This is a genomic window from Aliterella atlantica CENA595, from assembly GCF_000952155.1.
GTDB classification, from domain to species: domain Bacteria; phylum Cyanobacteriota; class Cyanobacteriia; order Cyanobacteriales; family Chroococcidiopsidaceae; genus Aliterella; species Aliterella atlantica.
The window spans coordinates 15,031-38,712 of the sequence record NZ_JYON01000010.1 but is presented as its reverse complement, the minus strand read 5'-3'; the positions used below and the strand labels follow the sequence as shown (position 1 = coordinate 38,712).

Genomic DNA, 23,682 nt, shown 5'->3' with positions numbered 1-23,682 from the left:
TAACTCTGTTGTCTGATGAAACAAAAAATAGCTGTAACTTTAGATGAGCAACTGGTAGCATTTCTCGATGTGCAAGCTGGTGGTAATCGTAGCGAGTATTTAAACCAACTACTTGCCCAAGAACGCAAACGGACAATTGAAGCCCAAACAATTGCAGCGCTTCAGGAAGACTATGCTGACCCAGAGTATTTGGCGGAAGTTCAACTTTGGGATGCTGTAGTTGCTGATGGGTTAGACGATGCCGAAGGGTAGGCTCGAATATCGCCGAGGTGACATCTATTGGGTAACAATGGACCCCACTGTAGGAGCAGAAGTACAGAAGACCCGTTCCTGCTTAGTCCTGCAAAACAATCTCATGAACCAGTACGGCGACGTTACAATCATCTTGCCCTTTCGTCCTGGGAGCAAACAAGCTCCTTATGCTGTCAACGTCAAAGCTTCTCCAGTAAACGGACTAGATCGAGATCGGTTTTTAGATGTCGGTCAGATACGTGCAGTTAGTTATCAGCGATTACGTAATTTAGCAGGAACGCTAGAAGCCCAATATTGGCAGCAAATCCAGCAAGCCTTGAATATTGTTTTGGGCTTTGATTGACTCGCTAGTTTATGCAAGTTGCTACTTGTAGACAAGTCAAAGACTTAGCGATTAAGTTCTACCAAAATCTGAAAAAGGTTATGACTAAAGGAGAAGCACTGCGTCAGGCAAAACTAAGTTTAATTGACAAGCATCCTTTATATTAGTTGCCATTTATCTTAATTGGGGATGCGCGTTAGCTGAAGTGGGTAGAATTGAAGGAGATATTAACTAGGGCAGCAAACTATGCTCAAAACTATTGAAGGCATCTATCAGGATGGACAAATTGAACTTGTCGAGTCACCACAAGATGTCAGCAACAGATCCAAGGTTATTGTCACTTTTATTGACTCTAGCAAAATCGATCCCACTAAACTACGCCAATTAATAGAGCAGTTAGAGACAATTAAGGAGATTGGGCAAGGCTTTGAGGAACTCAACTCTGGTCAAACTCGCCCTATAGGTGATTTCGTGCAAGAAATGCAGCATAAGTATGGTATTTCAAGTTGAAATTACTCCAATTGCAGAAGCTCAGATTGAACAAGCCTATCGTTGGTATCGAGAAATCAATTCTGAGTTTGCTGACCGTTGGTTTCGAGGATTGATGAATGCTATTGCTACTCTGCAAGAAAAGCCCCAGCGCTGTGCCTTGGCTGTTGAGAATGAAATTTTTTCAGAAGAAGTACGACAACTGCTATTTGGAAAAACTAAAAATGCGTATAAAGTGCTTTTTACAATCCGAACTAGCACAGTTTATGTGTTGTACGTCCGCCATACTGCCCAAGCACCACTAACTATAAATGATATAGAAGAGTTAGAAAATGGCATCTAAATAAATTGCTCATATCTTTGCCCTTTATGTTCCCTAAACTGGCAGATCGGCACGAGGATTAAAAGTTTCGATTCTACGCAGTTGTTCGTACAGTTCCCTTTCTTGAGAACTGATGTTTCTGGGAATAACTATCTGAATTTCTACCAATTGATCGCCGCGTCTACCTTGTTCGTCAATATAACCCTTATTTGCAAGCCGTAACCGTTGCCCTGACCTGACTCCAGCAGGTAAATTCATCTTTACTAACCCATCTAAAGTCGGTACTTCGACGGGATTGCCTAAAACTGCTTCGCTAGGGGTAATTGGCAACCTGACAGCTATATCATTACCCTCGATTTGAAAGTAAGCATGAGGCTGTACGGTAATTTTCAAAAACAAGTCGCCGCCGCCTACACCTTGTTCCCTCAAACGAATAGTTTGCCCTGTAAACATCCCTGGTGGCATATTTACTTCTAAACTACGCCCATCTTCTAACCTGATTCTTTCTATGCCACCTTCGTAAGCTTTCTCTAGAGGTACAGTTAGCCTCGCTTCAATATTGCGCCGACTAGGACGAGAACTAACTGTAGTTGAATATTTTGTCGTACCTGGACGAAAAGGATCGGCAGTTTGAGTTGCGCCGACTCTACTTTCTTTAGTTTTGCGTCCCAATACTTGATCGACAAAGCTGTTGAAATCAGCATATTCGCCTAGATCGACATTATCGCCAGCGCGGTTATTACGACTACCTTTAGCAGATTTGCCGCGAAAGCCACGCTGCTTCCAAAATACGCTAAATTGATCGTATTGCGATCGCTTCCCAGGATCGGACAAAACTTCGTAAGCTTCGCCAATATCCTTAAATTTCTCCTCTGCTTCTTTATTGCCTGGATTTAAATCGGGGTGATACTGTCTTGCTAACCGCCGAAATACTCGTTTAATCTCATCATTGTCAGCCTCTTTAGGTACTCCTAAAATTTCGTAATAGTCTTTAAAATTCTGCAAGTTCTGCATTTGCTATTTATCGTTCTCTACAAGCGGTTAGTTTTGGATGGTGCTACTTCAGAAGCTAAGTAATATTTAGTTTCCTATTGCTGACATACTTGGTATCTGTTTTATCACACCATTATCTCTATAACCTCAAAAGCTGCTGTTTAGGCTACAGCCAGTTATCGTCATCGTCATCCCAATTATCTTGATAACTAGGGCGTTGGGGTCTGCGGGCGGGAGGATAGCTACCACCCCCACCGTTATCATAAGGACGATAAGTTCTCCGCGATGGCGGTTCAAAATCATCGTCATCATCAGTAAAAATCCGCTTAATTGAAGTGAACAAGCCTTCATCTTCGTCATCATCGCTGTAATACTGACGCACTTCGCGATTAAGTTCTGACAGTGCATCCTTAAGATCGGCGTATGATTGATCGATACCGCGATCGTTATCTTGACTGAGATATTCGCGCAGTTGGCGAATCAAAACTTCTATCCTTTGGCGGCGATTTCTAGCAAATTGCATCCCAAAATCTAACGCTACTTGCTTGAGTTCTCTTTCTGCTTCCAACGTCAAAGCTTCCGAACGAGTGCGCTTTTCTACTCTTTCCTTGCGCTGGCGGTCTGATTTAGCATATTGTTCTGCTTCTTGCACCATGCGGTTAACTTCGGCTTCGCTAAGAGTAGAAGCACCTTGAATTGTAATGCTTTGCTCTCTACCTGTAGTTCGATCCAAAGCTGTAACTAATAAAATGCCATTAGCATCAACATCAAAGGCTACCTGAATTTGCGGTACTCCACGCGGCGCTGGTGGAATCCCCGTCAGCTTAAATTTACCCAAAGATTTGTTGTCAGATGCCATTTCCCGTTCGCCTTGGAGGACATGAATTTCTACTAAAGTTTGGTTATTTTGACCTGTAGAAAAAATGTCCGATCGCCTAACAGGTATAGTTGTATTGCGAGGAATCAGTTTCTTCATTACCCCGCTTACAGTTTCCAACCCTACCGACAACGGCGTAACATCCAACAGCAATACATCTTTAAGTTCTCCTGCCAAAATACCAGCTTGAATTGCCGCACCAACAGCAACAACTTCATCAGGATTCACATTTTGATTAGGTTCTCGACCGATCAAACCGCGTACTAATTGCTGTACCATAGGCATCCGCGTACCGCCGCCTACTAATACAATTTCATCAATATCAGCAGGTCTGAGGTTAGCATCAGCTAGCGCTCTTTTGACTGGTTTTCTCAGCCGAGTTACTAAGTCGCCGCACAGTTCTTCAAATTGAGTGCGGTTAAAACGAGTTTCTAAGTGTTTGGGTCCGTCAGCAGTAGCGGTAATAAACGGTAAATTGATATCTGTGATGCTGACGCTAGATAGCTCAATTTTAGCTTTCTCTGCAGCTTCCGTGAGGCGTTGCAACGCTTGGCGATCGCGTCTTAAGTCTATCTCTTCTGCTTCCAAAAATTGCTCTGCTAGCCAATCGACAATTTTTTTGTCAAAATCATTACCACCTAACTGCGTATCGCCGCTTGTCGCTTTAACTTCAAATACGCCATCGCCGACTTCCAGAATCGATACGTCAAACGTACCGCCACCCAAGTCAAATACAAGGATCGTTTGACTTTCCTTACGATCCAAGCCATAAGCTAACGAAGCTGCGGTTGGTTCGTTAAGAATCCGCAATACTTCAAGCCCAGCAATTCTTCCAGCATCGCGCGTAGCTTGCCTTTGCGAGTCGTTAAAATAAGCAGGGACGGTAATTACTGCCTCTGTTACCTTTTCCCCTAGGTAACGGCTAGCATCGTCCGTTAACTTCTTCAACACCATCGCACTAATTTCTTCTGGTGCAAAGTCCTTTTCTAGACGCGGACACCTAATTTTGATATTGCCCATTTCATCGCGGCGAATAGTATAAGCTACACGCTTTGACTCTGGACTGAGTTCTGCATAATTGCGCCCAATAAACCGTTTAATTGCATAAAAGGTGTTTTGAGGGTTAGAGATGCTTTGTCTGCGTGCTAGCTGCCCGACAAGGCGCTCTCCGTCCTTGCTAAAACCTACTACCGAGGGAGTAGTTCGCATTCCTTCTGCATTGGCAATTACAACGGGTTTGCCGCCTTCCATCACGGCGATGACTGAGTTAGTTGTCCCCAAATCTATGCCAACTACTTTGCTCATGCGTAACCGTTCTCCTCGCGTATCTTGTCACTCAATAAAGCCACCGAACCAATCATTAAGATTATTGTATCTTGCTGTTGGGGGATGCATTCTTGCAGTGTTAGTTATTGTTTGCTGCGGCTGAAAAAAACAGCAGCCATAATAATTAAACCTAAAAGTGCCAACGGAACCCAAAGATTAGGCAAATCAGATGCAGTCACAAGCGATCGCTAAAATTTTTCTAGAATGCATAAAGATAAAGTAGCTCGAAAGGAGAATAGATGATTGCATCTCCAGATTTATTTGTATGGCTACAAGAACGCACAGCTTTAGGTAGTCTCTCCCCAACGGTACTAGAAGCGATTGCTCAAGTTATTGAAGAACAAACAGTACCGGCAAATAGTCGCTTAGTTGAAGAAGACTTGCCACCGACAGCGCTTTATATTTTAATTAGCGGGCAAGTTGAAAGCGAATGTAGCAACCAATCTAAGCAAGTAGCAGCTTATGGTCTTTTACCAGGAGCAGTTATCAATCTTCAAGAGCTATTATTAGATCGCCCAGCACAATGCGCGATCGCTACTTTAACAGAATGTCACTTATGGGCAGTTCCAGCAGCAAAATTTCAGGAACTCGTAGCTCAATACCCTGAAATTAGTCAAACCTTCTCTCGCCAACTTGCTGAGGAGTTAGTACAACTATCATCCGCCTTAAATTACGAGCAAGAGCGTTCTGTCGCCTTACGTCCTTACTTAGTTACAAAAGCACAACGAGGAATTGTTGGTGCTAGTCGTTATGCGGTACGCCTGCGCCAAGAAATTAGACAAGCAGCAAGCGATCGCAAATCTGTATTAATATTTGGGGAACCTGGTTTAGAAAAAGATAATGCCGCAGCACTAATTCATTTTGGTTCGCCGCAAAGACGAGAACCAATTATTAAGGTCAACTGCGGTATCTTGCAAACTAGCGGTGCAGACTTATTTGGACGCGCCAACGGCAAATCGGGTTTATTAGAATGGCTAGGAGAAGGAACGTTAATTCTCAACAACATTCAAGACTTACCCCCAGAATTATTACCAGCCTTAGCAAGCTTACTCAAAACAGGCAAATATACTCCTGTTAGTCGTGGGGAAGAATCGCCAGCACAAGAGCGCGTTTCTCATGCCCGTATTTTAATTGTTGCAGAATCCTCGCAGCCGCAAATTGCCCGTTGTATTGGTCACACAATTAAAGTACCTCCTTTACGGGTACGAAAAACTGATATTAAAGCTCAGGTAGATTACTATATCAGTCTCTACTGTCAAGCTAGAAGCTTGCGTAAACCCAAAGTTACACCAGAAGCATTGCGCCGCTTGCAGGCTTATGATTTCCCTGGCAACTTGAAAGAATTGCAAAATTTAGTCGAACGTGCGATCGTTCAATCTGGAGGCGCACCAGAACTTACAGAAGAAATCTTTTGGTCAGCCGAAGCCAAGAAAAAGCGCTTTCGCGTTAATTTATTGAATCTTTATCCTGGTTTACGGCGATTTCTCCGCAGCGATTGGTGGACAGATAGAATTAATTATGGTTTTACATTGACTGCATTTGCGATCGTTGTGGTCATGTTATTTATTGGTCCTCAACATCGCAGCGAAAATGTAGCTCTCAATCTATTTTGGGCTTGGTGGTGGCCCTTGGTACTGCTAGGCTTTCCTTTTGTTGGACGGGTATGGTGCGCTGTTTGTCCGTTTATGATTTACGGCGAAGTCACGCAAAAGCTTTCATTGTGGCTAATTCCCAGACAATTAAAAAGATGGCCCAGACAGCAAGCAGAACAATGGGGAGGATGGTTCCTATTTGGCTTATTTGCCCTAATTTTCTTGTGGGAAGAACTGTGGAATCTGGAAGATACAGCTTATCTTTCTGCTTGTTTGCTGCTTTTAATCACTGCTGGAGCAATGATTTTCTCAGCAATTTTTGAGCGGCGGTTTTGGTGTCGCTATTTGTGTCCAATTGGCGGGATGAACGGTTTATTTGCCAAGTTGTCGATGACTGAGTTGCGGGCGCAGCAAGGTACTTGTTCGGCTGAATGCACTACTTATCAATGCTACAAAGGCGGACCGCAAAAAGGTGAGGGGATGGAAACGGATGGATGTCCCTTATACTCTCATCCAGCGCAACTAGAAGATAACAGAGATTGCGTACTGTGCATGACTTGTCTGAAAGCTTGTCCGCATCGTTCTGTTGAATTTAACCTACGTCCGCCAGGAATTGAGCTATGGACGACGCACGTAGCTTACCACTATGAAGTAGCTTTATTATTTTTGCTATTAGGCGGCGTATTTTTGCACCGCTTACCTGAAATTCAAGCAATGAGTCTAGAAAATATAGATATTAAACCGTTTCTACCGCATTTAGGCGCATCTATACTAGCTTTAACTATTCCCATTATTGTGCCAATAGTTGCTTATAGCTTGATGCAAGTAATTTACAAACTCAAAAACACCAAACCGCGTAGTTTTGTGGAGTTAGCCTACGGCTACTTACCTTTAGTATTGGGTGCAAACTTAGCTCACTACTTGCGCTTGGGGTTAGGAGAAGCAGGGCGCATATTACCCGTAACTCTAGCAACTTTTGGTTACAGTGGTGCATCCATGCCCGTATTGGTAGCACATCCAGCAGTCACAGCATTTTTGCAAGGAGTAACGCTGATTTTTGCAGTTTTCTTGACAGTAGTATTAACACAGAAAATTGCTCGTCAACCGTTGCGAAGTCTTTTACCACAACATCTTGCAACTGTTAGCCTAGCTGCAAGCCTATGGATAATTATTGTCGGAAAGTAAAGTTTTCTATCATAAGTTGGAGCCAGAATTTATTAAGTGCTTGTAACGTAGCTGTGAAGAGGTAAATAGCAAGCTATGCAGATCCAAACCCCTGATTGGGTAAAACACGCAGTTTTCTATCAAATTTTTCCAGACCGTTTTGCCAAAAGTAAGCAACCGCACAAAAAAGTTTTACGCACTATACCTTGGGAAGCGTGGGATGATATGCCTACACTCCAAGGCTACAAGGGTGGAGATTTGTGGGGAGTTTTAGAACAATTAGACTACTTGCAGAATCTTGGCATCAATGCAATTTACTTCACGCCGATATTTCAATCAGCTAGCAATCACCGCTATCACACGCACGACTACTACCAAGTAGATCCGATGTTAGGTGGAAATGAAGCTTTTAGGCAATTGCTTGAGGCTTGCCATCAAAGAGACATGAAAGTTGTCTTAGATGGCGTATTTAATCATGCTAGTCGCGGCTTTTTCTTTTTCCATGACGTATTAGAAAACGGTCCTCATTCGCCTTGGGTAGATTGGTTCAAAATTCACGATTGGCCCTTATCTGCTTATAATGGCGACTTTCCAGCTAACTATGACGGCTGGGATGACAATCGGGCGCTACCAGTATTTAACCATGACAATCCTGAAGTTCGGGAATATATCATGGAAATTGCTGAATATTGGCTTAAATTTGGTATCGATGGCTGGCGCTTAGATGTGCCTTTTGAAGTCAAAACTCCTGGTTTTTGGCAAGAATTTCGCGATCGCGTCAAAGCCATAAATCCCGAAGCATACATTGTTGGCGAAGTCTGGGAAGACTCCAGCGAGTGGCTAGATGGCACGCAATTTGACGGCGTGATGAATTACCTATTTGCCGCGCCTACCATCGCTTTTACCACAGGCGATCGCGTGGATATGGAACAAGTTAAAGGTCGTTCCTACCATCCCTATCCACCTCTATTTGCCCATGAGTATGCGGAAAAAATCCAGCATTTACTCCAACTTTATCCTTGGGAAATCCAGCTTACCCAACTTAACTTATTAGCTAGCCACGATACGGCAAGGCTAATTTCGATTGCTGGGGGCGATCGCGCTAGCGTAGAGTTAGCAAATTTACTTCTACTTACTTTTCCTGGCGCTCCTAGTATCTACTACGGCGATGAAGTAGGTTTACCTGGAAAATTAGACCCTGATTCTCGACGCGGTTTCCCCCTAGAAGCGCACTGGGAACGCGAGGTGTTAGATTATCACCGCAAGTTGATTTATCTGCGTCACGACTACCCAGCACTGAGTACGGGTAGTTACGAAGTTTTACACGCTCAAGGAGCGTTGTATGTCTTTGCACGAATCCAAGACGCACAAGAATTGATTGTCGCTGTCAATGCAGGAACAGAGGAGGCAAAAGCTACATTTACAGTAGATAAGCTTAAATCTCAACCAAGTCAAATGCTTTATGGCAGTGGTGAAGCTGTTTGGAGCGATGATGCAGGCTTCCCACACTTAACTTTACACCTACCACCTCGCAGTGGTTGCATTCTTGCAGTGAGTTAAGTCAAATGATGTAGATGCACATTTCAAGTGCTTCTAAAAACAAAAATCATTCAGATAGCGCCATAGGTTTATATATATAAAAGTAAGAAGCTATCTATTGTTGGTAGCTTCTTACTTAATTGATCGTAGTTTTACGCTATTAGATTGAAATTGGAATATTTTCTGTTTCAGATACAAAATGTACCTAAGTAGAAAAATTGTTCTACGTACTTGGAGAATGTCCAGACTCTAGTTAGAGCGAACCACCAGCTTTAGTTAGCATTTCGCCTAACTGTTGCAGCTTAGTACCTGCATCGCCACCAGCACTTGCACCAGCGCTTGAAGCTTGGCTACCAAGTTTTGCTAATAATTGACCGACAGAAGAGCCAGACGCTCCGCCACCTGTCAAAGCACTCTTGAGTTCTTCAAGGGTACTTGCGACTTCCGGTGCTGCATCTTTTAGTTGCTGCTGCCAACTTTCGATATTTGCTACTGCTGCTTCAGGAGGAAGTGAAGTCAAACCACCTTGCAACGCAGAAATAGTTGTATCGAGATCTGCCTGTGCCATTATTTTGAAACAATTTACTTTTCAAGTTTAACAAGCTTTACAGGTTTGTATGTTGATTTTAAGTTAATTTAGATTTAAATTTTTGATTTTAAATATTTAATTTGCCGATAGTCAAGCGCCTTTTAATTAAACTTATATCTATTAATAGAGGCAGTTTTTTAAAAATAAACTTAGAAGGTCTAACATTAGATTATTTAACTACTTCGATAATGATTAATAGATAGAGCGTCTCAGTAATTGAGATTTACTCAGCAGCAACTACAGCAGGATTAATAAACTATTAATAATACGCATCACACCATTATCAGGTATAAGGTGCGATGCTCAGACATCGCACCTTACTACAGCTTGCTGTATTGTTTAGTTCAAAAAGTTACTAACTTTTAAATACAGACTCTACTGTTGATTTAATCGTGTCTTTTGCATCTTTAAGAGTTTGTGCAATGGGGTGCTGTGCTTGCAAAAATACCCGCGCGCAATTGCGCCCAGGTAAACCTGAAATAGAACCGCCAGGATGAGTTCCTGCACCTGTGAGAAATAGGTTATCGATAGGAGTTTTGTAATTAGCTATTTCTGGCAGAGGACGGAAACAAAGCATTTGGTCTAAAGTCATATCTATGTGGTAGTAATTGCCTTTATAAGAACCTAGCCTTTGTCCTAGTTCCGCTGGGCTTTCGACATGACGGGCAATTATAGAGTGATTGAGATTAGGCGAATACTGGGCTAGTTTTGCGATTACGCGGTCTGCTACTTTATTTTTAAGCTCGTCAGTCCAGCCCGTACCTTTTAACCCCGTACCTTCCGCACCAGCAATTTGATAAGGAGCAAAAAACTCAATCCACAGTGTATGTTTGCCTTCAGGAGCCATTGACGGATCGAGGGCAGTAGGCATAACTAGATACATTGACGGATCTTCGTCAGGTATTTTGCCAATTGTGCAATCGGTATGTGCTTTTTCTACATGATTGACAGAATCAGCAATTAATACCGAACCCATCAAGTATTCATTTCTATGTTCGTGATGTTCAAACTTCAGTGGTTCGGATAAAGCACAGTCGATTTTGAGGATAGTTTCATTGTTGTTGACGATGCGACGATCTAAGCGATCGCGCAAACTCGGATCTACATCGTTTTCATCTACAAGCTGCAAAAATAGCCGTTTAGCATCAATATTGGAAATTACACCCTTATTTGCGCGGTATTCCTTGCCTCCAGCTACTCTTACGCCTACAGCTTTACCATCATCAACTAAGACTTGCTCCACATCTTGCTCGGTTAAAATTACCCCACCCTTGCTTGTAACTAACTTAACCAAAGCATCCACCAATCCTCCAGAACCGCCGCGAGGTCTTGCCATACCTGGATTGTGACGCAGTACCATCATCATCGCCCCAAATGCCATCGCTTTTTGCGAAGGTGGCGAACTCAATTCCGCAGATATGCGTGCTAACGGTGCTTTGATAAATTCAGAATCAAAATACTCGTTGATATTATCTAAAGGGCTGCTCAAAATTGTCCGCAGCAAGTCTAAAGTAGGGTCTACACCACCAATAATTCCAAATAAGTCTTGCAACCTTTTTAAGTCGTAGTTGCCAGCAATATCAACTAATGACTTGGGTGGAGAGTTGAAAAAGGCAACAATTGAGTTGACAAAGCGCTGCCAGTATTCCACGTATTTAGCATATTGTTGGGCATCGCGATCGCTAAATCGAGCAATTTCCTGACAAGTCTTTTCTACAGAACGATGTGCTAAGAAATACTTACCATCGGGATGAGGACAAAATACTACTGGGTCGCAGTACAAATACTCTAATCCATATTTTGTCAATTCGAGTTCTTCTACTACTTGCCCTAGATGAATGAATATATGATTAATCGCACAAGGGTTAAATTTAAATCCTGGTGCTTCTTGGGGCATAATTTCTTCAGTTGTCGAACCACCACCAGGAATCGGACGTTTTTCGAGTAACAAGACGCTATAGCCAGCTTTAAGTAGATAGGCGGCACAAACTAAGCCGTTATGTCCAGCGCCAATAATGACGACATCATACGCTTGCATGGATATTATTTAGGATAAGGTCTCTACTTCTGATGTTAAGAAGCGCTTAACAAAGATAAATCATTCGTCAGTTATATAAATTCTGTGTATGCTTTACTACTTTGTCTAGCCTCTACTGCAAAACCGCTCGGTTGAAATATCTTGGCTATCAAGTGTATGAGCTAAAGCACCGCAGAATTTTCTTAAGTGAGACTTGTGTGATGGATAATTTTAAAAACAGTAGATACAACAATTTAATTCTCTCATTTTATAAGTTTTGAGAAAGTTACCTTTTGTCTTACAAATAGTAGAACTATTTCCATTTATATAAATACATATATATTCTAAAAACACTCAGATAAGCATGAATGTTTTTACAAGTGGTTAAGGTCTTACTGTTAACGGAACTGTTAAGAAGGTACTACCATAGCCAGCATAAATATTTCCGCTAGTAGTTGTACTTTCTTTGTATGTCCTAATATCAAATGATTGACTTACTTTTCCCTTCGGGATTACTACACAATATCCAGGATTAGCTGCATGAAAAGTGCTACCAACCATGATTGTAATACCTCCTGCTGGCGCTGGTGTAGATATCCTTACCTCTCCTTTGGGTTGAGTTCCGCTACTTACAGATGAAGGAGTAACTGATAAAAAATTTAATTTTATATTGGGGTTTTCTGTTTCTAAAACACAAACATTACCTCCTCCTGCTAGAGCTATAGGTGAGTTATAGTGTAAAGTTAAAGACGAACAAAATAATGTAGGAAGTGCAATAGTTAAAACTGGGCGAAGATAATTAAATAGCACGACTGAAGCCCCTTAATTTTACTAAGAAGTGAGTGGAAAAATAAATATTATGATTTTGATGTCTGCTTAGAGATTAAAACTTTACTTATTATTTATCTCGGCTAAAATATAATTTATCAATGCTTCAATTTAAGTAACACCGTAAAATTACTTAAATTGAAGCTGTTTTACATAACAAAGGTAAAAAACTCTGAGAAGACACCTACAAAACAGAATCTTTAGCAGATGAATCGAATGCAAATAATGTTAACTCTAAGTATATATTCACTGCTTACGCCCTAACTCCTAATAAAAAAGGGCAACCTTTTCAGATTGCCCTTTCCGCAAAAATAAGACACCTATTAAGCTATTACTTGAGCCAAACTTGGTGTAGATATCTGAGAACAACCAGGCGCGTAAACCTGCGTCACATAATCAGCAATCATCCGATCTGTGTTAAATAAAGGTGCATTCGTTTTAATCGAAGCCTTCATCATCGCAATCCAACCGTGAGGAACGCCATTAGCATCTTGGTTGTAGTACAAGGGTACGATTTCCTCTTCCAATAACTTGTATAGAGATTGAGAATCGATCCGATCTTGTACTTCCTGATCGCTAGTATGAGCATCTTCGCCGATCGCCCAACCATTAATTCCCTTACCATCAGCACCAGTTTTGTAGCCTTCGCACCACCAGCCGTCTAATACGCTGCAATTAATTCCGCCATTAAAACAAACCTTCTGTCCGCTAGTTCCAGAAGCTTCTAGAGGGCGACGGGGATTATTTAACCACACGTCTACACCTTGAACTAACTTCTGCCCAGTGTATATATCGTAGTCTTCAATCAACGCTACCCGCTTTTGAATAGCAGAATGCCTGCACCATTCCATCAAGCGCTGAATAATTCGCTTACCTTCCTCATCGGCTGGGTGCGCCTTACCTGCAAACACAATTTGTACGGGGCGATCGCTATTGCCAAATATCTTCAACGCCCGTTCTGCGTCGCGCAAAATCAAGTCGCCGCGCTTGTAAGGGCTAAACCGTCTGGCAAAACCAATTGTCAGTACGTGGGGATCTAATAGCGTTTTGGCTGCGTGAATGCGATCGCCATCTTCGCCTCTTTGCTCCCGCGCTTTTGTAACTTTATAGCGTGTATGAGCAATTAACCGCTCCTTTAGCACTTGATGTCGCCACCACAATTCCTCATTAGGAATTTGGTCTACTTTTTCCCACATTGCCGGATCGATAGCGCGAGTTTTCCAATCTGCGCCTAAATACTGCGCGTACAAATCAGATAACAAAGGAGCAGTCCACGTAGGCGCGTGAACGCCATTAGTAATGTAGCCAATTGGCACTTTATTTTCGGGACGTTCTGGATACATCACCGTCCACATTTTGCGGGAAACTTCACCGTGTAACTGACTTACACCATTAGCCGCACGACACATCCGCAATGCCAGTACAGTCATGCCAAATGGCTCCCAAGGATCGCCCAATCTCCTTGCACCCAAGGCTAAAAACTGTTCCCGCGATAGCCCTAAGCCCGACCAATAGTGGGCAAAGTAAGAATCCATCAAATCTGGCGAAAAGACATCGTGACCAGCAGGAACGGGTGTATGCGTGGTAAAAACGCAAGTCTGACGTACTTCTGCTTCTACGTCATAGAAAGATTTGCCAGTTTGCTCAATTTTTTGTTTGGCTACTTCCAAAGTACAGAAAGCCGCATGACCTTCATTGAGGTGATGGATAGAAGGCGCGATTCCCACAGCTTTAAGCGCTCTTACGCCGCCAATACCTAATACTACTTCCTGAGCAATCCGCGTTTCTTGGTTGCCCCCGTAGAGGTGTCCTGTGAGCCAGCGATCGATGGGATCGTTGTCGTGCCTATCTGTATCCAATAAGTACAAGCTGACGCGCCCAACATTTACTCGCCAAATTTGGACTTTGACAACACGCTGGCGAATTTCCAGTTCAATCGTCAAGGGTTCGCCATGCTGATTTTTCAGCAACTCCAAAGGCATTTGATGGAAGGGATTATCAAGATAGACTTCTTCTTGCCAACCACCGCGATTTAAACGCTGCCTAAAGTATCCTTGACGATAGAGCAAGCCTACACCTACTAGCGGTACGCCCAAATCTGAGGCAGATTTGAGGTGATCCCCAGCGAGGATACCTAAACCGCCAGAATAGACAGGTAAAGACTCGTGGATGCCAAATTCCGCACAAAAATATGCGATCGGCGCGTCTTTAGAAATTTGTGGCGCTACTTTGCTCACCCAAGTATCTTGCTGCGCCATGTAGGTATCAAAATCTGCAACCAAACTTTGCAATTGTTTGAGATACAAGGGATCGGTTGCAAGCTGAGTCAAACGCTCGTAAGAAGTAGATTCCAAAATTGCTACGGGGTTGTGTCCGCACTGTTCCCATGCTTGGGGATCGATGCTTTTAAATAGCGTAATCCGGTTATCTGTCCAACTCCACCAATAGTTATAAGCTAAGTCTGCCAAGCGTTTGAGTGGAAACGGTAATTTCTCACGCAAATTTTGCGCTGGGGTCATTGCACCATTATTCGCCATATACTTTAATGCTCTCGTGCTTTTTACTCTGTTTATTTGCAATCAAATTCAACTGCTGGTTCTTCAGGTGATAGCAGCGTTGTCGTGTCGTCTCCCGATCTTGGCGCATTTTGATGGCTTGGTTTAGACGACAATGCTCTCTACTATAACTGCTATATAGCTTGACAGCTAAGGGGCAATTCAGGCAATTTTTTCCAGAATTTACAACTTAAGGGAAAAATTCTCGCCTTTTAGCCTACAAGTATAAGTTTTGTAAAAATATTAGCGACTTTGCTACCAGCATAAGCATTTAGAATTGCTATTTAGAGTTTGAGCTAGATCGACTTAACTACCGAAAACAAACATAATAACTAGGATGCTTTTGCCAGGGACTATCTGTTAACTTAATTAATTAGCGAGATTTTACTGCTTATGAAACCTGCCCTTACTCAAATTGGTATGCAAATGTCTAACCTGACTGGTGTCAGGGCAATTATGAAAGACATTGTTGAAACGCTGCAAGCAGGTAACGGGCAAGAATTTATTAACTTAAGTGCGGGAAATCCGTTAATTTTGCCAGAAGTCGAGCAATTATGGCGCGATTGTACGCAAGAATTGTTAGATGGCTCTGAATATGGCGATGTAGTTTGTCGTTACGGTTCAAGCCAAGGTTATGGTTCGCTAATTAGCGCGATCGCAACAGACTTCAATCGCCGCTACAACCTCAACTTAACAAGTCGCAATATCCTGATTACTCCTGGCAGTCAATCATTATACTTTTATGCCGCTAATGCTTTTGGCGGTTACACGGCTAGCGGTAATCTCAAGCGGATCGTTCTACCGCTTAGTCCTGACTATACTGGCTACGGTGGTGTCAGCTTAGTTCCAGAATCGCTAATTGCTTACAAACCAACTTTAGATATTGATGCAGCTAGCCATCAGTTTAAATATCGCCCTGACTTTAGCCAACTAGAAATAACAGAAGATACAGGCTGCGTTATCTTTTCGCGTCCTTGCAATCCTACAGGTAACGTGATGACAGATGACGAAGTAAGAAAAATTGCTGCTTTGGCTGCACCTTACAATGTACCTGTACTAATTGATTCCGCCTACGGTCCGCCGTTTCCAGCTTTGAACTTTACCGAACTTACACCAGTATTTGGCGATAATATTCTGCATTGCATGAGCTTATCAAAAGCCGGATTACCAGGAGAAAGGATTGGAGTTGCGATTGGTGACGAGCAAATTATTCAGGTGCTAGAGTCATTCCAGACTAATATGTGCATCCACCCGTCGCGCTACGGACAAGCGATCGCATCTCGTGCGATTAATTCTGGTAAGCTTGCAGATATTTCTACTGCTGTTATTCGCCCATTTTACAAAGATAAATTTGCTGTTCTAGAATCTACCCTCAGCCAAGCGATGTCTAAAGATTTGCCTTGGTTGCTTCATCGCGGCGAAGGAGCAATTTTTGCTTGGTTGTGGTTGAAAGATTTACCAATTACTGATTGGGAATTTTACCAACAACTCAAACAAGTAGGTGTGATAGTTGTTCCTGGTTCAACATTTTTCCCTGGCTTGCAGGAAGAATGGACGCACAAACACCAATGTTTGCGTATTAGTTTAACTGCCAGCGATGATGAAATTGTTACAGGAATGCAAAGGTTAGCAAAACTTACCGAGCAAATATATCAATTAACTAGCGTTAAATCTTGAGTTATTTTAGTTTTTAATGAGTAAATCTAAGCCTAGCTCAAAACTCACTCTTCAAAACTCAAAACTACCCGCAGGTTGGTTGCAGATTGGTAAAATTGTTGCTCCTCAAGGCTTGCGCGGTGAAGTGCGCGTTTATCCTGATTCTGATTTTCCCGAACGGTTTGAGTCGCCTGGAACTCGCTGGCTGTGGCGCGGTGGAGAAGAACCACAACCGATTGAATTGGTCAGCGGTCGGTATATTGAAGGTAAGGGGTTATACGTACTAAAGTTGGCTGGTATTGATGATTGCGATCGCGCTGAAGCACTGCGGGGTTGGTTTTTGCTAGTTCCCGAAAGCGATCGCCCAACTTCTTTAAGCGAAGATGAATATCACGTTCTCGATTTAATTGGCTTAGAGGTATTTAACCAGCTAACGCAGACTGTTGTCGGTAAGGTTGTAGATATTATTCCTGCGGGTAACGATTTATTGGAAGTACAGTTAGATTCTCAGGCGAAAACTGTGCTAATTCCTTTCGTTCATGCGATCGCGCCTGTAGTCGATTTAGAAATAGGTCGGATCGAAATTGTTCCGCCTCCAGGCTTGTTAGAACTTGGTAAAGAATAAATAGAATTTGCCTTTTACTTTGACGTAAGTTTATTCAGCAGAATTACGTAGTTTCTTAAACTCATTACATTTATATCCGTAAAAATACGCAGCAACTTATCTATCTAAATGAGTAGTTTTTGCCTAGCTAGAAGCAATTTTGTATAACTTGCAACCAATAGAAATTATCTATGCTGACGCTGAAACTTTAATATAAAGCTAGCGACAAGAATTAACTAAAAACTAAATATCCTATGTTATACCAGGAACGATACAGTTATTTATAAATATCAACCTGGAAGCACCTCAATTTGATGCAACATTCTATACCTTTAGATATAAAAATATTTTGCAATTGATTCAAGTTTAACAAAATAGGTTGTTAGTAAAAATTTCATGAATATAGGTAGATTACTAAAAGTATTAAAACCAAAAGGTATATCATTACGTTCGTTACTTGTAGTGCCTTTCGTTTTACACATCTTTGTAGCAGTAGTTATTGTTGGCTATCTTTCTTTAAAAAACTGTCAAGATACAGTTGACCAACTTGCAAACCAATTGACAGATAAAGTTAGCCATGCTATTGAACGCCACCTAGATAGTTATGTAAAAACTCCTCTACAAATCAATCAGTTAAATAACGATGCGATCGCATCAGGTTCTTTAAATATAGATAATGCCGAGCATCAATTGTTGCAGCAGATGCAGATTTTTGATGCCAGCAAAATTAGTTACAAACTAACAACAGATGAATTTGTAGAAGTTAAACGTCTATCAACAGGAGAAATTACAGTTACAACAACCCAAGCCAATAACAAAAATAAATTTTATACATACAAAACAGACAGCCAAGGCAACAACCGTCAACTTATACAAGTAAATAAATACAAGCCCAATTTAGAAATAGATGCAGTTAAAAATAGTCAGCCTAACTGGAGCCAAATTTATCCTAGTAAAGAACTAGGAAATCCAAATATATTAGTCTCTGCCAATTCTCCTATCTACGATCGCAACCGCCAAATCGTCGGCGTAACCAGCAGCGAACTAGCACTGGAAAATATTAGTAAATTTCTCCGCGACTTAGAAATTAGCAAATCGGGAAAAGTATTCATCATCGAACGCGATGGCTCATTAGTTGCAAGTTCTAGTAACGAAAAGCTAATAACAAGCAGCCAGCGAATTAATGCCCTAAATAGTAGCGATCGCACTATCCAAGCAACAGCAGCATATATACATCAAAAATTTGGCGATTTTAGCGCAATTACAGCTAGCCAAAAAGTTGAATTTGAGCGCGAACATGACTTGCAAGTAGTACGTGTAGAACCTTGGCGCGATCGCTATGGCTTAGATTGGTTAGTTGTCGTTGTCGTGCCTGAAAATGACTTTATGGCACAAGTCCACGCCAATGCTCAAGTAATTATTGTTTTGGGTTTAGTAGCTTTATTTACCTCAACTAGCTTAGGTTTGACGATTTCGCGCTGGATTATTCGCCCTATCCATCGCCTTAGCGCAGCTAGTCAAGCGATCGCTAGTGGCAACTTAGACCAAAATGTGAAGGTTAAAAGCGTTAATGAGTTAGGAGTATTATCGCAGTCTTTTAACCGCATGGCATGGCAGTTAAAAGAGTCCTTCGAGCAATTAGAAACTAGAGTTGAGCAACGGACTATTGAACTTAACCAATCTAAGCAGCTTGCTGAAGCCGCTAATCGGGCAAAAAGTGAATTTTTAGCGAATATGAGTCACGAGTTGCGTACTCCTTTGAATGCGATTCTAGGCTTTGCTCAAATCATGAATCGCGACTCATCCTTTCCGCCACAGCAGCAAGAAAATTTAGGTATTATCAACCGCAGCGGCGAACATCTTTTGTCATTGATTAATGACGTTCTCGATATGTCCAAAATTGAGGCAGGACGGATCGTGCTAACTGAAAATGCCTTTGACTTATACGATCTGCTCAATACAATTTATGAGATGTTCAAGCTTAAAGCCGCCGCCAAAGGGCTACAACTTGAGATCGAGTGCGATGCAAACTTGCCTCAATATGTATATACAGACGAAAGCAAACTAAGGCAAATTCTTCTCAATCTACTAAGTAATGCGATTAAATTTACCGATGCAGGCAAAGTAAACTTGCACGTACAAGGGAAAAAAGGAAGCGATCGCCATTACACGTTATCTTTTGCTGTAGAAGATACAGGACATGGGATTGCCCAGCAAGAATTGACAAGTTTATTCGAGCCATTCGTGCAGACAGAAACAGGACGCAATTCCGGACAAGGTACGGGTTTAGGTCTACCTATTAGTCGCAAATTCGTCCAACTAATGGGTGGAGACATTACCGTTAGTAGTACGTTAGGTAAAGGCACAATCTTTCGCTTTGATACTCAGGTAGAAACTGTCCCAGCCATTGAATCAAAATCTACACCCACTCAACAGGTAATTGGTTTGGAACCTGGACAAAGCGAATATCGCATTTTAGTAGTAGACGATCGCTATGAAAACCGCCGCCTGCTAACAAAACTATTAACACCAATTGGCTTTCAAGTTCGCGAAGCCGAAAATGGTCGAGATGCGATCGCTCTCTGGCAAAGTTGGGAACCGCATCTAATTTGGATGGATATGCGGATGCCAGTAATGAACGGATACGAAGCAACTAAGCAGATTAAATCGCACCTGCAAGGACAAGCAACAGCGATTTTGGCGCTAACAGCCAGCATTTTAGAGGAAGAAAAAGCGATCGTTCTAGCCGCAGGTTGCGATGACTTTGTTCGCAAGCCATTTCGGGAAGAAGTAATTTGGGAAAAAATGGCTCAATATCTCGGAGTGCGTTACATCTACGCACAAAAAGCAGAAATTAGCACTCAACCTGTTTCGGAATTAATCCTCGAACCTTCAAGCTTAGAAGTCATGTCTAGTGAGTGGATAGAAAAACTCCACTATGCTGCCAACCAATTAGATGCCGAACAAATATTAGAACTAATTGCTCAAATTCCTAAAACATATAACACTTTGGCTGCGGCGCTGCGGCAAAAGGTTAATGACTTTGATTTCGACCAGATTGTACATCTTACTGCCTGCATTCCCTCAGTATGAATAGCTATCAATTTAATGCCGCCGAGCAAATTATCTTAATCGTTGACGACTTACCAGACAATTTGCGCGTTTTATCTAGCACGTTAACTAAGCAAGGCTATCAAGTACGGTGCGCTAAAAACGGAGCGATGGCGCTGCGGGGAGTGCAAGCTGCTGTCCCAGATTTAATTTTACTGGATATCAAGATGCCGGATATGGATGGCTATCAAGTTTGTCAGCACCTCAAAGCAATGCCTGCAAGTAGAGACATTCCAGTAATTTTTATGAGTGCTTTGGATGATGTTTTAGATAAAGTCAAAGCTTTTGAGGTGGGAGGGGTAGACTACATTACCAAACCCTTTCAAGTAGAAGAAGTTTTAGCTCGCGTCAAAAGTCAACTCGCTTTGCAAGCGGCGAACAAAGAAATTCATCAACTAAATGCAGCGCTTGAGTTGCGAATCCAACAACGTACAGCGCAACTAGCAACCGCTAACAAAGAATTGCAAAAAGAAGTAGCCGATCGCAAATTAGCAGAACATCTGTTGCAAGAAAGCGAAGAAAAGCTAGAAGGTATTTTAAGTTCTTTAGAAGAGGTAGTTTGGTCTATTTGTGCTACAACCAAGGAACTGCTTTATATTAACCCTGCGGCGCAAAGAGTTTACGGTCATCCGCCTACAGCATTTTTCAATAATCCTCACTTGTGGCTAGAATTAGTACATCCAGACGATCGCCAAAAATTTACCCTATTTCACCACAACTTACTAAATGTAGGGCAAACAAAATTAGAATACAGAATTTTACGCTCTGATGGCGAAGTGCGGTGGTTGAGTTTACGCAGTCATGTCACATATAACAAACAGGGTACAGCCAACCGCATAGACGGAATTATTGAAGATATCACCCAGCGCAAGCAAGTAGAAGCGCAATTGGTTCACGATGCTTTGCATGACGATTTGACAAATTTGCCCAATCGTACATTATTTATAGAACGAGTAGAACAAGCATTGCAAACAGCTAAAAAGTGCAGAGACTATTCATTTGCTGTGCTGTTTATCGATTTAGATCGCTTTAAGCTGATTAATGATAGCTTAGGACACGCAATGGGCGATCGCCTACTAATCGAAATTGCTCAAGTATTCCAGCAATGCCTGCGTCCAGGAGATACTATAGCGCGGTTAGGAGGGGATGAATTTACCGTTTTATTAGATGGCATCAAAAACATTCAAGATGCTCTTAGAGTTGCCCACAGGCTTCAAGAAGAACTCAAATCCACATTTGAGCTAGATAATTACCAAGTACATACTAGCGCCAGTATTGGGATTGTCTTTAGTTCTCCCCACTACCAGCAAGCCGCCGATTTACTCCGCGATGCTGACATTGCTATGTATCGCGCCAAAGAGCAAGGTAAAGCGCGTTACGCAATTTTTGATGCAGCAATGTACGAACAAACGCGCGAACTCCTGCAACTAGAAAGCGATTTACGCATAGCACTAGAACGCCAAGAGTTTTGTCTGCACTATCAACCAATAGTTTCGCTAGCAACTGGTAAATTAACTGGCTTTGAAGCATTAGTGCGTTGGTTGCATCCCCAGCATGGTTTGATTTCCCCTGCTAAATTTATTCCCGTTGCCGAAGATACAGGCTTAATTGTACCTTTGGGTGAATGGGTGCTACGCGAGGCTTGCCGTCAACTGCAAGCTTGGCAAACAAAGTTTCCAGCTTTTGCATCGTTAAATATCAGTGTCAATTTAGCTAGCAGGCAACTTCAAGAACCTAATTTAATTGCTCGAATTGAGCAGATTTTGACTGATACTGGCTTAGATGGCAGTTATCTAAAATTAGAACTTACTGAAAGTATGCTGATGGATCTGCCTAAAACTATTGATACGCTTTTGCAGCTTAAAGCTATGCGGATTAAGTTAAGTATTGATGATTTTGGCACGGGATATTCATCTTTAAGCTATTTACATCAATTCCCAATTGATACTTTAAAGATAGACCGCTCTTTTATCAATAAGATTGGTGCTGAACGCGAAGAATGTGCAGTAGTAAAAACAATTATTACCCTTGCCCATACTTTAGGAATGGAGGCGATCGCAGAAGGTGTAGAAAAGTCCGAACAATCAACCAAATTGTAATCTTGGGGGTGTGAATTTGGTCAAGGATACTTCTTCGCTAAACCCCTAAACTTCTCTGCTGTAGAGATGTTATTATCAGCTTAAATTGCCAAATGCGATCGCGCTTTTTTAACCTAAATCAATTACTTTCCTCCTTTTCTAAACGAAACGCTGAGTAAATTCGTACATTAAATCTACTCTTCCTTTACGCAAAATAGCTGGATCTAATCTTTCTGTAGTATTGCAAGTCATCAATACAACCAATCTTTGTTGAGCTTGAATCCCTGCCTGGTCAACTACGCTTTGATACAATGTGCCATCAAGTAAACTCAAAATATGCTCGGTCTTGTTATTAGACTAAGCAGCAATATTTGCTCGATTTTGAGCTAAGTTATCAGCCTCATTGATAATCAAACAAATCCGTTCTAAGTAACTAGGTGGCACAAAGTTTTCTACAGCGTCGTGGTCTAAAATAAAAATTACGTATCCAAGAGGTATCAAAACTTCTTTGGCTACCGCTTGCGTCCATGCAGTTTTACCAGTACCAGGATCGCCTTGAACTAATACAGCTACTCGATTTCGATCTAAAATTGCTTGCTGCACTACATCAGTAAAACTTTGAATATCACTAGGAAAAGTGCGAATATGAAATTCGCTAAAAATCTTACCGACACGGCTTTGATATCCACTAAGCATTACTGCCAAATTGTAAGTAGCTTTATTAACTATTTGCCCTAATTCTTTAGCAATTAAAGTATATCGGCGTTGAGTTAAGCTAGCATGATTAATTTGCAGCCAAATCTCATGTTTAGACCAATAAGCTAATACAGTCCCCACATTTTCAATTCGTTTCCAGTCAACAAAGCGTTCTACAGGGTAATAAAAATACCGATCTTGAAAGCATTGAGTAATAGAGTCAGGACGTCCTAAAATATCTAATACTTTAAGTACAGTAATTTCTTGCAAGCGATTGAGTACGTATTCAATCGGTATGCTGTCGCGGCTAACTTCTTGCTTGACAGGTGTTTCCGTACTCAATACATCTTTGTATTGATAGTCTGGTGCGTTGGGTTCGGGGGTAATGTAGTCCCAAAACTCATCTATATCCGATCGCGTATAATCAGAAAAAACGTTGAGTATATTCGCCCACCAGCTATAATCTTTACGAGTGAGTGCATCTGCAAGATCGCTAGCCAAATCTACAGCTTTGTGAGTAAGTTCGCCAGGATCGTTTTGCACGATATTGAAGAGATATCCCCAATCCAATTCTCGACGCTTAGGTTGCCAACCTGCACCTAGTAAATCGCTATCCTTGCGATCGCGGTATTGAGGATTACCCTGATAATTACTAAAATGTCTAATGCCCAT

General features: G+C 41.9%; 17 protein-coding genes and 1 pseudogene. 11 read left to right on the top strand and 7 right to left on the bottom strand.

What is annotated here, in order from left to right:
- Positions 1-15: 15 nt before the first annotated feature.
- The 5 genes from mazE (at position 16) to UH38_RS11120 (ending at position 1,406) form a co-directional block, all read left to right on the top strand.
- Entirely contained in the window at positions 16-252 is a 237-nt protein-coding gene (mazE, locus tag UH38_RS11135) for a type II toxin-antitoxin system MazE family antitoxin (RefSeq protein ID WP_045054723.1), read from the top strand.
- Positions 239-595, top strand: a complete 357-nt coding sequence (locus UH38_RS11130; RefSeq protein ID WP_045054722.1) for a type II toxin-antitoxin system PemK/MazF family toxin — start codon at positions 239-241, stop codon at positions 593-595. The genes mazE and UH38_RS11130 overlap by 14 nt, the downstream gene beginning before the upstream one ends.
- An 11-nt stretch (positions 596-606) precedes the next feature.
- Positions 607-741, top strand: coding sequence for a hypothetical protein (locus UH38_RS27870; protein ID WP_268748875.1), 135 nt, complete (start codon positions 607-609; stop codon positions 739-741).
- Positions 742-820: 79 nt separating this feature from the next.
- A complete protein-coding gene (locus UH38_RS11125) occupies positions 821-1,084 on the top strand; it encodes a hypothetical protein (RefSeq protein WP_045054721.1) in 264 nt (87 codons plus the stop codon).
- Positions 1,068-1,406, top strand: coding sequence for a type II toxin-antitoxin system RelE/ParE family toxin (locus tag UH38_RS11120; protein WP_045054720.1), 339 nt, complete (start codon positions 1,068-1,070; stop codon positions 1,404-1,406). The genes UH38_RS11125 and UH38_RS11120 overlap by 17 nt, the downstream gene beginning before the upstream one ends.
- Before the next feature lie 33 nt (positions 1,407-1,439).
- Here the strand turns inward: UH38_RS11120 and UH38_RS28020 are convergent, their stop codons facing one another.
- Both UH38_RS28020 and dnaK read right to left on the bottom strand, forming a co-directional pair.
- On the bottom strand, positions 1,440-2,399 hold the full coding sequence (locus tag UH38_RS28020) for a DnaJ C-terminal domain-containing protein (protein WP_045054719.1): 960 nt from the start codon (positions 2,397-2,399) through the stop codon (positions 1,440-1,442).
- Between the two features lie 145 nt (positions 2,400-2,544).
- Positions 2,545-4,560, bottom strand: a complete 2,016-nt coding sequence (gene dnaK / locus UH38_RS11110) for a molecular chaperone DnaK (protein ID WP_045054718.1) — start codon at positions 4,558-4,560, stop codon at positions 2,545-2,547.
- Between the two features lie 260 nt (positions 4,561-4,820).
- Here dnaK and UH38_RS11105 point away from each other — a divergent pair, with 260 nt between their 5' ends.
- Positions 4,821-7,358 carry a sigma 54-interacting transcriptional regulator gene (locus UH38_RS11105; protein ID WP_200892395.1) on the top strand — a complete coding sequence of 846 codons (2,538 nt, stop codon included), beginning with the start codon at positions 4,821-4,823 and terminating at the stop codon, positions 7,356-7,358.
- 75 nt (positions 7,359-7,433) lie between these two features.
- Positions 7,434-8,897: a glycoside hydrolase family 13 protein gene (locus tag UH38_RS11100; protein WP_045054717.1), complete on the top strand. Its 1,464-nt coding sequence runs from the start codon at positions 7,434-7,436 to the stop codon at positions 8,895-8,897.
- Between the two features lie 232 nt (positions 8,898-9,129).
- Here UH38_RS11100 and UH38_RS11095 read toward each other — a convergent pair whose 3' ends face one another.
- From UH38_RS11095 to glgP, 4 genes are all read right to left on the bottom strand, one after another.
- Positions 9,130-9,444 carry a hypothetical protein gene (locus UH38_RS11095; protein ID WP_045054716.1) on the bottom strand — a complete coding sequence of 105 codons (315 nt, stop codon included), beginning with the start codon at positions 9,442-9,444 and terminating at the stop codon, positions 9,130-9,132.
- Between the two features lie 376 nt (positions 9,445-9,820).
- A complete protein-coding gene (crtO, locus tag UH38_RS11090; RefSeq protein ID WP_045054715.1) occupies positions 9,821-11,503 on the bottom strand; it encodes a beta-carotene ketolase CrtO in 1,683 nt (560 codons plus the stop codon).
- A gap of 363 nt (positions 11,504-11,866) precedes the next feature.
- Entirely contained in the window at positions 11,867-12,292 is a 426-nt protein-coding gene (locus tag UH38_RS11085; protein WP_045054714.1) for a hypothetical protein, read from the bottom strand.
- A gap of 341 nt (positions 12,293-12,633) precedes the next feature.
- The gene (glgP, locus tag UH38_RS11080) at positions 12,634-14,847 is read right to left on the bottom strand and encodes an alpha-glucan family phosphorylase (RefSeq protein ID WP_045054713.1); all 2,214 of its coding nucleotides are present in this window, start codon (positions 14,845-14,847) and stop codon (positions 12,634-12,636) included.
- Positions 14,848-15,258: 411 nt separating this feature from the next.
- Between glgP and UH38_RS11075 the strand changes: the two genes are divergently transcribed.
- From UH38_RS11075 to UH38_RS11060, 4 genes are all read left to right on the top strand, one after another.
- Positions 15,259-16,542 carry a valine--pyruvate transaminase gene (locus tag UH38_RS11075; protein ID WP_045054712.1) on the top strand — a complete coding sequence of 428 codons (1,284 nt, stop codon included), beginning with the start codon at positions 15,259-15,261 and terminating at the stop codon, positions 16,540-16,542.
- Positions 16,543-16,558: 16 nt separating this feature from the next.
- Positions 16,559-17,146: a ribosome maturation factor RimM gene (gene rimM / locus UH38_RS11070; protein ID WP_045054711.1), complete on the top strand. Its 588-nt coding sequence runs from the start codon at positions 16,559-16,561 to the stop codon at positions 17,144-17,146.
- A 375-nt stretch (positions 17,147-17,521) separates the two neighbouring features.
- The gene (locus UH38_RS11065) at positions 17,522-20,218 is read left to right on the top strand and encodes a hybrid sensor histidine kinase/response regulator (protein ID WP_045054710.1); all 2,697 of its coding nucleotides are present in this window, start codon (positions 17,522-17,524) and stop codon (positions 20,216-20,218) included.
- The gene (locus UH38_RS11060; protein ID WP_235355197.1) at positions 20,215-22,335 is read left to right on the top strand and encodes a two-component system response regulator; all 2,121 of its coding nucleotides are present in this window, start codon (positions 20,215-20,217) and stop codon (positions 22,333-22,335) included. Before UH38_RS11065 ends, UH38_RS11060 begins: the two co-directional genes overlap by 4 nt.
- A 138-nt stretch (positions 22,336-22,473) precedes the next feature.
- On the opposite strand, the pseudogene UH38_RS11055 reads toward UH38_RS11060, so the two are convergent.
- Positions 22,474-23,682, bottom strand: a pseudogene (locus UH38_RS11055) (AAA family ATPase).